The following is a 13,879-nucleotide window of genomic DNA, read 5'->3' on the forward strand; positions in this document are numbered from 1 at the left end:
TACCTTTAGATATTGATTTGATTATTTGATATTTTACTTTTTAATTCTAAAATAGACGCTGTAGCATCGTCTATGTATTTTATATAATCTGTGTGAAAATTGAGATCAAATTTTTCTTCTTCATTCTCAATTTTGCTATTATTAATAACCTCTTTATAGTTCTTAATTTCTACATGTATGGCTCTTTCATCATCCCAATGACTCACCATTTTATCCATATGCTGAATTATGATATCTTTTTTTATGATAAAATACTTTTTACGATCTCCAACTTTAGTGAAGTATTGAATCTTATTTAAATCTTGTAAATGATTAAGATGTGTAGATATAGTGCTTTTACTTGCACATAGAATTGTCACTAGATCTTCAAACGTACTTCCTTTTTTTCCAGTAAGTATGATATATGATAATATCCGAGCTGCGACAGGTGCAAGCTGTTCCCTATTTTCTAAATGAACACCTAATTTTTCAACAAGCGCCATTTTTTCCTTGCAAATCGAATCTTTCATTTCTATTTAAATTAGCCTATTATCATTATTTAATCATGCAAATATATAACTAGTTCGGAACCAACCGAACTAAACGAAGTTAAATATTGTTAAAGAAATTTCTTTTCAATTCACAGATATACAATCTTCAAAATTGAAGATTGTAATTATCAAATTAATACTGTTCATATAGCAATACTGACAATATGATATCTTCTTAAGTCAGTAAAACCAGTAAATCGGGATGTTTTTTCCCCTAATACTGTACTATCTATGATTAATTTGAAAATAAAAAATCAACTATTTAAGGTAATTTCATATTCTAAATCACTCATATGAAAAAGCTACTTCTTATTCTACTATTAATTTTAAACTTCAGCTGCAGTGAAGAACAAAATAATGTTTCGGATACAGTTGTAAAGAATATAGAAGATTTACAAAACGCGATTGATAATGCTCAACCTGGTGATGAGATCATTCTATCAAATGGCGTATGGAAAAATTCTCAAATAAAATTTCATGCTACAGGAACTGAAAAACAACCTATAACCTTGAGAGCAGAAACGCCAGGAAAAGTAACGCTAGAAGGTGAATCTGTTTTAAAAATAAGTGGAGAACACTTAATTGTCAAAGATTTATATTTTAAGAATGGTTACACACCAGATGAGGCTGTTATCATATTCCGCAATAGTCCAGATTCTATAGCATACAACTGCCGCGTTACAGGTACCGTAATAGAAGATTACACTCAACTAGATAGACACAGAAAAGATCATTGGGTAGAGTTTTATGGACAGTATAACGAGCTAGACCATTCTTATATCGCTGGAAAATCAAATGAAGGTCCAACCGTAAAAGTTTATTTAAATGATAATAGACATATTAACAATTATCATAAAATTCATGATAATCATTTCGGACCACGCCCTAGAAAAGGAGGACCTAAGGCAGAGACTATGCAGTTAGGAGCTAGTATGACTTCTATGACTCCATCTTACACTCAGGTAACTAACAACCTTTTTGAAAAATGTAATGGTGAGGTTGAAATCATATCTAGTAAGTCTAATTTCAACAACTTCAGCAACAATGTATTTTTAGAAAGTGAAGGATCTGTAGTCACGCGTCATGGTAATTATGCTACTATCAGTGGTAATTTATTTATTGCAAATGATAATCCATACGTAGGTGGTATAAGAGTTATCAATACCGGTCACTGGATTACTAACAATTATTTTTACGGCTTGAAAGGTCAGGAATTTCGTGCGGCACTTGCAGTGATGAATGGTATCCCTAAATCACCACTAAATAGATACAATCAAGTTACCGATGCTGTAATTGCACACAACAGCTGGATCAACTGCGAGCAACCTATTCACTTTTCTGTAGGTGTAAATCTAGATCAAGCCGAAGTACTACCACCATCAGAAATTAGATCTGCTAGGCCTGAAAGAGTCATTTTTGCAAATAATTTTGTTTATAACCAGTCAGCTACCTCTTATCCTATTAAGGCTTACGATAAAATTGACGGTGTTAAGTTTAAAAGTAATCTATGGACCACTGCATATGATAATAATACGACAGATTTGGATTATTTCGCTTTCGCGAAAGCGGACTTAAAACCAGCATATGATATCTACTACACTCCTACAACCTATGAAAAGGAATTATACAATGGATTTAACTTTAATGCTATAGAAACAGATGCATTAGGTAAAAACAGAAATCAAGATCAAAATTACTTAGGTGCAATTATCCCACCAATTCAAGAAGAACCTGTACAATTAATGACTGATAATTACGGTCCAGAATGGTTTACAGCTGCATCAGGAAATCAAGATATTAAAACACATAAGGTTACTAACACTAACGAATTAATAGCCGCGATTGAAAATGCAAATTCTGAGGATGTTATCGTTTTAAGTGAAGGTAATTACTTAATCGATAAAACCATACCTCTATCAAAGGAACTTACTATACGTGGAGCAAATGATAAAGCAACAATTCAATTTGATGCCTTAAAAACTGGTTTCTTAATGCAACCTAAAGGATTATTAAGTTTAGAAAATTTAAATATTTTGGGAACGCCAGAACAAGACCTTTTCAATACGCTAGATGAGAATATGTCCATGGCTTATGGAATCCATTTAAAAAATGTTAGTGTTTCTAATTTTAAATCAGTTATAGATGCCTCAAAAAGTTCCTTTGCAGATGAGATTATAGTTAATAATTCTCAGTTTAAAAATTGTGAAAACGGTTTCTTGCTGGATAAAGAAACTGATGATAAAGGAGATTATAACGTAGAATTCTTAACGGTTACTAATTCTACCTTTGAAAATATATCCAATGAAGTGATTGACTTTTATCGTGGTGGATATGATGAATCAACTATAGGTGGTGTTTTAAATCTGTCTGGTAATACTTTTATGAATTGTGGAAAAACAGATAGCGATGAAATATTAGTGAATACTAGAGGTATCGTTAATGTAACTTTTAAGGACAATACATTTAAAGATAATCACACCAAACTGACAGCGGTCTTATGGGGTGCAAAAGGTCAACAACCTATCAACAACACGATTACCAACTCTGGAGAAATTAAGGTAGTTGAAAACATCGCTCTAAAATTAGTGTACTAACCAGCATATTTTATAAGTATAAAAAAAACCTGATAGATAATCTATCAGGTTTTTTTGTTTTGAATATTTGGCTAATTCAAAGACTAACTAAATGCTAGTCCACCATTAATATCAATATTAGTACCAGTAATATAAGCACTCTTATCAGTGGCTAGATAAACAACTAGGTCTGCAACATCTTCTGCATATCCCTGACGACGTAAAGGCGCCATTCCAGCAACCTTAGTGCGCACCTCATCTGGTGTGAAGTCATCATGAAACTTAGTTGCGATCATACCTGGCGCAACTGCGTTTACACGTATTCCATCAGGACCAAATTCTTTTGCCCAACCTCTAGTAAGAGTCATGATAGCTCCTTTTGCAGCAGCATAAAGAGTAGCACCACCACCACCACCATCACGACCAGCAAGAGACGATAAGTTAATTATTGAACCACCATCTCCCATTAAAGGCCTAATAGCTTGAGTTACAAAAAAGGTAGATTTATAATTAAGATCTACTAATAGATCAAAGAATTCCTCATCTACTTCTTCTGTTTTCTTTCTTGCTACCAGTCCACCTGTATTATTTACTAAAATATGCACCTCGCTACCATAAGCAGCTACAGTTGCGTCTTTCAGTTTTTTAACGCCAGCCATTTTAGTTAAATCAGCTTGTACAATTGCACAGGATCCACCAGCTTCCTCAATCATTTTCTTAGTTTCCTCTGCCTGATTAGCACTACTGTTATAATTGATAACAACATTAGCACCTTCGGCAGCGAGTTGTATAGAGATAGAACGCCCTATGTCGCGCGCGCCACCAGTTACAACAGCTACTTTACCTTTAAGTTTACTCATTTTATTATGACTATTAAATTAAATACCTAAAGCTTGTCCACCACCTATCTGGACAGTCTCTGCAGTGATAAATGAAGCATCTTTACTCGCAAGGAAAGAAACAACTCCAGACACATCTTCTGGTTGACCTAGACGACCTAGTAAAATGTTATTTGCCCATGAAGCAAATACCTCTGGCTTAGTAGATTTAATTTGTGCATGAAAAGGTGTATCAATTGTACCAGGAGATACTGCATTTACACGTATTCCGTATTCTGCAAGATCCTTTGCAAGAGCTCTAGTAATAGCGTGTACACCAGCTTTAGAAGTTCCATAGATACCTGCACCTGGACCACCAGCGTTCCATGCTGCATTAGATGTATAGTTTATGATCGATGGGTGCTCACCATTTTTTAAATAAGGAATAGCTGCTCTAGACGCAAAAAATACTGAGTCTAAGTTTAATGCCATTACTTTTCTATAAAAGTCAGTAGTCATTTCTTCAAAACGAGATCTTCCACCTAATCCACCTGCATTATTCACAAGTGTATCGATTCTACCATATTTTTCACCTATTGCTTTAATGCTAGCACTTACTGCTTCTTCACTAGTAACGTCGAAACCGCTGTACTCGCAAGTAATACCTTGTGCGGTTAATTCTTTCACACATTCAGCTCCTTGATCATCTTGTAAACCGTTTAACACTACCGTATAACCGTCAGTTCCTAATCGTTTTGCTACTTCAAACCCAATTCCGCTAGTTGCGCCAGTTACTATGGCTACTTTACCTTTATTACTCATATTATTGATTGTTTATTTATTGTTGTTGTTATTTAAGCTTCTTTATCTCCAAAGTAAGATACACCGCTACCATCGAGAAAATCTTCTCTCACTGGTGCAAACACATCTATTAACATTCCTTCTTCTAGACATACCGCACTGTGCATCAAGTTAGGCTCCATATAAACGCCATCACCAGCACTCACGATTTGCTTTACTCCATCAATCTCAAATTCAAATTTTCCAGCAGCAACATAAGTTGTTTGTGTATGGAAATGTTGATGAGGCGCTCCTTCTGCACCTTTCTCAAATTTCACTTGAACCATCATGATTTGATTGTCATAACCTAAAAATTTACGAGAGACTCCACCTCCTAAATTCTCCCATTCCATTTGGTCTGTCAAAATGTATTTTTCACTAAATCTTTTCATCATTTATAATTTAATTAATTGATGTGGTCCATCCCAACTATAAGATTTCCCTTTAAATGTTATTGTATGATTGTTTTTGCCATCACGCTTTCGCGAAAGCGTGTATAAATAAATCTCTTCTCCAATTTTAAAAGTTACCACATCATAATCGCCTTGTTGCTCATGCGTTAATTCTGAAAAGGCAGATTTAGGGAAAGTCACCGTTTCTTGAATAGGATTAAAGAAGCCATGCGGTTCTATAATATTTACAAAAGTGTGGTTTTTACTTCCTGATGGTTGTCTAATTAAATACTGACGCTGTAGATTAAGATTGAACTCTGGATCATTTGCACCAGTTTGAGTGATGAATAATTCTGTCGACGGATCTGTAACGCTAGTGATACTATAAAATCGCTGAGCTTGTAAGAAGGTAAATTGAGAGTTTGTGCTGTTAGGTTTAGGTGAACCTTTTGCAAGAACTTCCAGGTGATTGTATCCATTATCAGTTCCTAAAACAGTTTTATTAACTGGTCTATTATAATCAAATTGCGTGTCGATAATATCACCGAAGAATGGATAATTTAGATCCATTTGATGGCCTGTATTAGAATCCACATGATACAAATCAATTATAAATGGTCTATTTGTGATATCTGCATCATTAACCATGGTGATTGATCTGGACAATTTTGAACCATCATATGCCATGGTATCTGCTGCTATGGTTACTTGTAATCGATCGTTACTCATATCGTTTTTGACAAGTTGAGAAATATGCTCTTCAGAATATTTTACATTTCCTTTATATTGTGATTTTTGGTCCAGCACTACAGCACCATGTGCTATGGTGTGTTGAGCATAGGTTTTATTTTCTGGTAAATATCTTCCACCTCTTTTAGTTTCTATATTCAGAAACCTTGCTGCTCCATAATCTGGTATAATTTCATTGCCATGATCATAAACAGATAAAGTTAATCTATCAAAATGTCCATGTCCCATACCTTGGGTAGAGAATTTAAGAACTGTTTGTAATTGACCTGCTGTATTTTGTGGACTGCGCATTAATGATAGTCCACCGCTGTTACCGTCTACTCCATCTGCAATGAACATACTAGGTCTTTCATAAAAATCCTCAGTGGTATCTGTTATAGCATTTGCAGCTATAGCACCAGCATCTGTTAATGATATTTTATTCATCATCTTAATTACTGGTAATAAAGATGCATCCTTATATTGTTTATAGGCAATATTTGTTGCAAACACAACCTCATCACTTTCCCATGTCTTACTTTTAATAGCATCATTGATAGGATAAAAACGACCTTGTTCATCCGTAAGTTGCAATAAGGTAGTCACAGCTTTTCTTAAAATACCATCACGATGCTCAAATATTTTCACATCTGGACGATTATTCTCAATCGCCTCTGCAAAAGCTATAAATGGTAAAATAGCATAACGATGGTAATAAGGTCCTTCACTATAAAACCCATCAATAGAAAACAAATGATCTAATTGAGCTATAAAACCTGTTTTACTATCTTTATTACTTCCGTAAATAGAACGGTCTATCATATCGTCATCACCCAAAACCATCCCAGTCATTCCTACAGCAGCAACAGACCATGTCCCGTGATTGTGAATCTTATTAAAGACATCATAACTATCGACGCTTAAAAACTTTGCCATAGGGCGTAATAAATCACTTTCAATTTTTGCACGTTCTTCTTCTGTCATAAAATCACGAGTCATATCGTAAGCCTGTATCATGTAAAAAAGCGTTACCGCTTCATTGAGGCCTTGCCAGTATAATTTACCACCTGGATGATTCTCTTTATCTTTAGGATGCATTCCTAACGTAGGATACATATTAGCATATCCATCAAACATTTCTTTCACATAAGTTAGTTTTTCATCACTAGGATTTAGGTTATATGAAATGGCAACTTGATACAACTCTGCATAATTTCTTTTATGCTTCTCGTGAGAATAACCACCACCAGCATCAACGGGCTGTGGAATAATTACTGGCTCAATTAATATTTCCTGCACTTTATCCTCTAAACTTTCTGTGGCTTGATTAATTATTGAATTATCAGAATTTTTCAAAGCATTTATTCCTGAAGTAGATAAAAGAAGTTGACTACTTGAACCAGAAGATTCTATCGCTGTTTGCTTTTGCTCGCATGCAGTGGCAGTCATTATTAAAAAGGCAAGAACTATAATTCTTTGAAGCATAAATCAGTCAAGTTTAAAAGATAAGGTAATAGAAATCAGTCTTATCAAAATTGGTTTACCAATCTGGTTGTCCAAAATAAAGGTATTCATAGTGGAATTGCAAATCCAAGAGGTCTTTTGTTTAAACAATCTGATTAAAAAGGTAGGATTATTGAGAATTTGCTTAAGTGAGAGGTTAATAGAACATTTTTATAAGCTTCGTTTAGACTTATAAAGTATATTAAGAACTAACCCAATTATTACCAAAGCAATACCTAATACAGACCATATTGTATAAATTTCCATAAACCAAGTAGCACCTATCAATACCGTAAAAATGACCTCTAAATACTTTAATGGTGCAACTAATGAAGTTGAGGCTATTTGAAAAGAACGCGTCATAAACAACTGTCCTATAAATCCAACAATACCTAAGCTAGCTAATAATAACCATTCAACTCCTACTGGTTGAATCCAGTTATTAATACTAAGTAGACCACCGATTATAACACCTATCGCCATAAAGTAATTAATGATAACCATAGGATGATCTTGTTTACCTATTTTAGAGATTACAACAAATACTAATCCCATACCTAATGCTGATAATAGTACTAAACCAATACCGATTAGTGATATATTTTCATCATACCCTTTTAAGATAAATACACCAGAAAAAGCTATCAAAAAAAACAACCACTGTATAGGTTTAATTCTTTCCTTAAGCCATATCACCGCAAAAACGGCTGCAAATATGGGTGATAAATATCTCAAAGTTACCGCTGTACCTACCGGTAAATACTTGAGTGATAAAAAGAACAGTAAGAGCGAAATCGAACCGAAGACGCCACGAGCAATTAACAACCATCTTTTATTACCTAAAATCGAAATTTTCTTGAAATTAAGGTAAACCATGGTGATGATTAAAGATCCAATAGATCTAAAAAAGACTAATTGAAATGCGCTAAAATCAGATAGATATTTTACAACACCGTTCATTATCGCAAACGCAAGTGTGCTGAAAAGCATGAAAAGTATCGCCTTTTGTAAATCCTTCATCATCAACTATTAATTATGACTGTGCAAGTTTAAGAGTTTAAATTGATTAAGTACTACTGTTTTAAGAGGACTTTAAAGACAACAATGGAGATCCTAGATTAAGTCTTTACTATCCCTATCAAGGAGCTTTATTCAATAACAAGATATGTACCTTTAAAACTTTGATTTATCACCATTACTTCTAATTGCTCACTTCCATCGTTGCGTATTAATTCTATCGTTGCTTTACCGTTTGCCATTTTTATAGATTCACTTCCAGTCGGTGTTCCATGACTTTTTATAGTCGTACCGCCAGACAAGGCCTGGAAATAAACACGCTCTTCATAATCTAGACACCTTAGTTCATCTGCATCTACAGCTTGAGCGATTAGTAAAATATTACCATTATCCAACTGCTTTGAATCTAATGTAAGTGCCTTAGGCTTTCCGTTTTTAGTAAATCTATAATTCACCAATAGCTCGTCATTCACAACGTCACCATCTTTCATTGTGCCTACCGCACGCATCTCGTTTTCACCTTCCTTAAAATCCACTAACCAAGTAAGACCGGATGCAGGAAACTTATTAATGTCTTTAATCTTTTTACCTAAAGATTTACCATTTATAAAGAACTCCACCTCTTCTGCATTAGAATAAACACTTATTTCTCTTTCTAATCCTTTAGGACCTTGACGTTCTGTCCAAGTGTGTGATTCTATCCATACAAATGGTTCATCACTCCAGTAGCTTTTGAACACATAATAGGAATCTTTGGGGTTATTATCTCTATCCACTAATCCCTTTTGATTAATATATGGAATATCATTTTCTGGTCTTAACGGCGTCCCAAAATCTTTAAACGCCCATTGTGCGTTGCCTACAAATGTTGAATCAGTTTCTGATATACGTAAATGCCAGTCAAATAAATCGACCATATAGTTTTCACTCCAGTCACCTATTTGAGCAATATTTGCCACATCTGTTTGTACGATTGCCTCTTCCCATCCATCAGCTTGAATAGCTCCTTCACCAGTAATCGGATTTTCTGTATGTCGACCTACATGGCTACTGCCACCGTATTCGGTATGGATAAAATGTTTGTATTGAGCTTTATATTGATCAATAGCTTTTTGATAACTTTTATAACTACCAGAATACCATCCCGACCATATGGACGGTGAGAAGACGTCTACGATATCTGCTCCTTCATAGTATTTTCTTATGGCCGTAACTCGTGACGGATCCATTTTATGAGCTAGATCATTGAGTGATTGTAAGTACTGGTTCATCTTTACTGTATTATCACCATCCTCAAAATCTGGCAACCAATACATCTCATTTCCTAGCGACCAGAATACAATACTGGGATGATTGTAATTCTGATTGATAATTTCCTTCAACATGCCGGTAGTATTTTCTTGCCATACATCATTACCCAATCCGCCACGGCACCATGGTAGTTCATCCCAAACAATTAATCCTAACTCATCACAAGCCTTGTAAACTTCAGGATCTTGTGGATAATGAGCGAGTCTCACAAAATTAGTCCCCATGCTTTTTATCAGTTCCATGTCTGCACGATGTTGCTCGTTGCTCATAGCTGCTCCTACTCCAGCGTGTTCTTCATGTCTGTGAGTTCCCCTTAATAATAATCGTTCTCCATTTAAATAAAAGGCGCCATGATCTTCAAATTCAAACCAGCGTAATCCCACTTTTTCTTCGGTTTGATCAATGGTTTTATCGCCGTTTTTAATAATTGTGGTTAAGGTATAAAGGTTAGGAGTTTTGGTACTCCAAAGTTCTGGAGAGTCGATGTTTTCAAATGATAGACTCGTGAATTTATCAGTTCCAACGGCTTCAGTCATTTTAACCGATTGACCTGTCGGAGATGTTAGTTCACAATCTACTATAAACTCTTTTGGAAGCGTTGAAGTTTCCACATTAATAAGTACGCTAGCATTTTCTGCAGAAACTGTTGATGTAACTTTTACTCTATCAATATGTGTTTCAGGTAAAGTTACCAGCCATACATCTCTAGTAATACCTCCATAAATAAAGAAATCACTTTTTTGAGAAGGAATCACTTCTGGATCATAGCTGTTATCTGCTCTAACTAATACTTCATTACTTCCTGCTTTTACTACATCTGTAATATCTACTGTAAAACCTATGTAACCACCTATGTGACCACCTACCTTTGTTCCGTTCACATATACTTCAGAAACAATGTTTACTCCTTCAAAATACAATTCGTAAACTGCATTATCAGCAATAGTTTCTATCTCCAAATCTTTCTTATACCAGCTAGAACTACGTCTATAACCTGGATTCAAATCAGTTGCATCCAGCGCATTCCATGTATGTGGTAGATTTACAGATTCCCAATCTTGCTTTTCTAGAGCTTCATTTATATCTAATGTTGGATGCTCTAAATATTTCCAGTCTTGGTTAATATTAGTCTTAGACCTTTCAACAGTAGTAGTTGATATCCCTGACATATCTGAGTCACAGCTGGCTGTAATCACAAAAACGAGTACCCAAAGTTTCAAAAAGTGATTCATAAAGTAGTTTTAAAGTGAAAATTATTGATCCAGTTCTTGTAAGCGTAGCATCAATTCAAGGAAATAATAATCTCCATAAATGATAGGTTCATCCATTTCTGATCGTTTGGACCAGTCACCAGAGCTGTGTTGAAGAATAAAAGGAATCTCTAGGTCAGCAGGAAGGATATATTCCTCAGACTTTAAACTATTCAATACTTTCCTGCTATAATTAATGTAATCTTGCTTATCCGTGTAACCATAAAGCTCTACCAAAGCTGATGCTACTATAGCAGCTGCAGACACATCTCTGGGCTCATCTGGAATGTTAGGAGCATCAAAATCCCAATATGGTATACCGTCTGCAGGTAAATTTTTGTTTTTAATAAAAAAGTTTGCAGTCGCCTGCGCTTGTTTTAAATAATCTTCGTTTTTAGTATATCTATAAGCCATCGTATATCCATAAATGGCCCAACCTTGTCCACGAGCCCATGCAGACTCATTGCTATAACCTTGGTGAGTTACACGTTCTTTTACATTACCATTAATCGTGTCATATACCACCACATGAACAGTACTGTCGTCTGGTCTAAAATGATTACTTAATGTAGTATTTGCATGTTTCACCGCTAATTTGTGAAAAGTAGAATCTCCGGAAAGTTTAGTCGCTTCAAAAAGTAATTCCAGATTCATCATATTATCTATAATCACAGGGAATTCCCACTGATCACTATTAAAATCCCACGATCGTATAGATTGAACATTACGATTAAAACGAGACGCTAGCGTTTGGGCACTTGATATTAAAACATCTTTATAATGTTCCTTACCTGTACGATTGTAACCTAAACCAAAACTGTTGTACACCTTGAATCCCATATCATGAGTTCCATCATTGAACTTTTCTTTTTCCATAAATGCGGTCCATTTTTGTGCGCTTTCGCGAAAGCGAGACTCTTTAGTAATATCACTCAACATCCATAAGTTTCCTGCATAGAAGCCACTCGTCCAATCTTTTGATGGTCGCTTGAGTATTTGTTTTGCCTCAGGATTATAACTACGTGGAAAGGCTGTCGAATCTAATGTGTAGTTGAGTACTTTGTTATAACGAGCGATCAAAAGCTGATCAATATCAGCAGTCATTATTTCTTTAGGTTCATGAGGCTTGCAGGAGGTAAAAAAAATAATACAGGTCAAGAGCCAACTAATGTTATAAAAGATTTTCATGATTTAAATAAAATTAAGATCGAAGCGTTTTACCTCGTTCATTTTAAAAGTAACACAAAGAGTAGAACCATCAATTCAAAATTGGGTAAACAAAAATCCCAGCAACTTAAAGTCACTGGGATTAAAGCAGTTGGCTATTTCAACTTCTTAATATCCTGGATTCTGAGGCAATAAATTTGGATTTCTATCTAACTCATCTGCTGGTAAGGGCATTAAATAATCAGTAGCAGAAAAGTCTGATTTAGCTCCTTCCAATCCCGTAGCTCCAAATGCGGTTGCTCCTAATTGTCTTCTAGCTATATCATACCACCTTTTACCTTCAAAGGCTAGTTCTAATCTACGCTCTTCTAATACATCATTTGCAGTAACCATATAGTTCATAGGCAATGCTGCTGGTTCTGCGCTTGGAGCAACTGTAGTGCTTACACCTGCTACTAGTGTTGTACCACCCATTCTTGCTCTAGCTCTAACACGATTCATGTATGTTAAAGCAGATATGTTATCGCCTATCTCTACTGCAGCTTCTGCAGCGATTAAAAGTAACTCTGCATATCGTAGCATTGAGTAGTTATGACTTGTCGCTCTAGCGTTACCACGAGCAAATGCTCCTGGAAAACGAGTATATTTTGCTATATAAGGTCTATTCTTTGCAAACTGATGTCCACTTGTTGTGAAATTAGTATAGAACTCAAGGTTACCATTAATACTAGCACCATCATCCATGCTTACTGCACGTCTATAATCTAGAGCATTCCATGTATCATATACAGCAAAGGAAGGTACTGCAACAGACCAGCCACCACCAGAATTTCTATCATCTCCTCTAATTCCTGTCATAGGTGCAATTTGATCATACGCGTTATTAGGAGCTTCAAAATTATTATAGTCTAATGCAAATATTGGTTCAACCGACGCATCAATTTCATCTGCATTAAATAAGTTTTGAAAATCTAAATCTAAATCATAACCATAAAGGCCTTCATTCATAATTACTTCTGAAGCCTCATCAAAAGCTTTTTGAAACATAGCAGTATCATTAGTACCAGCCATTGTTAAATAAACTAAAGCGAGGTAAGAACTTGCTGCTCCTTTAGATGGTATAGCACGAGAAGCTTGTGTATCTGGCAACCATTCTTTTGCATATTCTAAATCAGCAATTATATTTTCGTACACTTGTGCTGCAGGTGTTTTGCTAATTGAAGCAGCAGCATCAGCATCTGTTATAGGTGCATCAATATATGGAACATCACCAAACTGTCTTACTAAATGAAAATAGTAAAATGCTCTTATGAAATAGGCTTGAGCAATAACTGGATTCTTAATTGTCTCATCTGCAGCTACAGACTCTGCTCCTGCAATAGCTTGGTTAGCCGCTGCAATACCTTGGTAGGTTTTAGGCCAGAATTCACTAATCATACCGTTGTTCCCTAGGGTAGTCAAATCATTCATCTCCATTCTTCTTGTTTCATTTGAAGCAAGGTCTACCATATCAGAACGTAACATTAATGCTACCGATAGTTTTCTTCCCCAGAACTTTTCATTTATAGCATGGGTATAAGCACCGTTTACGGCTGTTTGAATATCTTGTGGTGTTTGAAAGAATCCGTCAGGCGATAATCTACCTACAGGATCTTCTTCTAAATCTGAACATCCTATTATTGATACACCTATCAATAACAGTAATAATTTATATGTTTTCATAATTATATATTTACGATTATTATTTGT

10 protein-coding genes are annotated in these 13,879 nt (G+C 35.2%); 1 reads left to right on the forward strand and 9 read right to left on the reverse strand.

All coding sequences use genetic code 11. The annotated features are described in order from the left end of the window. Nucleotides 1–5: 5 nt before the first annotated feature. Nucleotides 6–509: a GbsR/MarR family transcriptional regulator gene (locus tag ACJJVI_RS02505; RefSeq protein ID WP_036584325.1), complete on the reverse strand. Its 504-nt coding sequence runs from the start codon at nt 507–509 to the stop codon at nt 6–8. Nucleotides 510–823: 314 nt separating this feature from the next. Between ACJJVI_RS02505 and ACJJVI_RS02510 the strand changes: the two genes are divergently transcribed. Then, complete coding sequence (locus ACJJVI_RS02510; RefSeq protein ID WP_405350111.1) at nt 824–3,124, forward strand: chondroitinase-B domain-containing protein; 2,301 nt, start codon at nt 824–826, stop codon at nt 3,122–3,124. An 83-nt stretch (nt 3,125–3,207) separates the two neighbouring features. Here ACJJVI_RS02510 and ACJJVI_RS02515 read toward each other — a convergent pair whose 3' ends face one another. The 8 genes from ACJJVI_RS02515 to ACJJVI_RS02550 form a co-directional block, all read right to left on the reverse strand. Next, a complete protein-coding gene (locus tag ACJJVI_RS02515; RefSeq protein WP_042269879.1) occupies nt 3,208–3,963 on the reverse strand; it encodes an SDR family NAD(P)-dependent oxidoreductase in 756 nt (251 codons plus the stop codon). An 18-nt stretch (nt 3,964–3,981) separates the two neighbouring features. Further along, entirely contained in the window at nt 3,982–4,743 is a 762-nt protein-coding gene (locus ACJJVI_RS02520) for an SDR family NAD(P)-dependent oxidoreductase (protein ID WP_042247739.1), read from the reverse strand. A 32-nt stretch (nt 4,744–4,775) separates the two neighbouring features. Then, on the reverse strand, nt 4,776–5,153 hold the full coding sequence (locus ACJJVI_RS02525; protein ID WP_036585354.1) for a cupin domain-containing protein: 378 nt from the start codon (nt 5,151–5,153) through the stop codon (nt 4,776–4,778). Between the two features lie 3 nt (nt 5,154–5,156). After that, a complete protein-coding gene (locus ACJJVI_RS02530) occupies nt 5,157–7,367 on the reverse strand; it encodes a heparinase II/III family protein (protein WP_405350112.1) in 2,211 nt (736 codons plus the stop codon). A gap of 189 nt (nt 7,368–7,556) precedes the next feature. Beyond that, complete coding sequence (locus ACJJVI_RS02535; RefSeq protein ID WP_405350114.1) at nt 7,557–8,405, reverse strand: DMT family transporter; 849 nt, start codon at nt 8,403–8,405, stop codon at nt 7,557–7,559. Nucleotides 8,406–8,533: 128 nt separating this feature from the next. Next, nucleotides 8,534–10,945 (reverse strand): glycoside hydrolase family 2 protein, encoded by a 2,412-nt coding sequence (locus tag ACJJVI_RS02540; protein WP_405350116.1) that lies wholly within the window; start codon nt 10,943–10,945, stop codon nt 8,534–8,536. Between the two features lie 21 nt (nt 10,946–10,966). Then, complete coding sequence (locus ACJJVI_RS02545) at nt 10,967–12,067, reverse strand: glycoside hydrolase family 88 protein (protein ID WP_405350118.1); 1,101 nt, start codon at nt 12,065–12,067, stop codon at nt 10,967–10,969. Between the two features lie 231 nt (nt 12,068–12,298). After that, complete coding sequence (locus ACJJVI_RS02550; protein WP_348022402.1) at nt 12,299–13,852, reverse strand: RagB/SusD family nutrient uptake outer membrane protein; 1,554 nt, start codon at nt 13,850–13,852, stop codon at nt 12,299–12,301. Nucleotides 13,853–13,879: the final 27 nt, after the last annotated feature.

This window comes from Nonlabens sp. Asnod3-H03, from assembly GCF_045063665.1.
GTDB classification, from domain to species: domain Bacteria; phylum Bacteroidota; class Bacteroidia; order Flavobacteriales; family Flavobacteriaceae; genus Nonlabens; species Nonlabens ulvanivorans.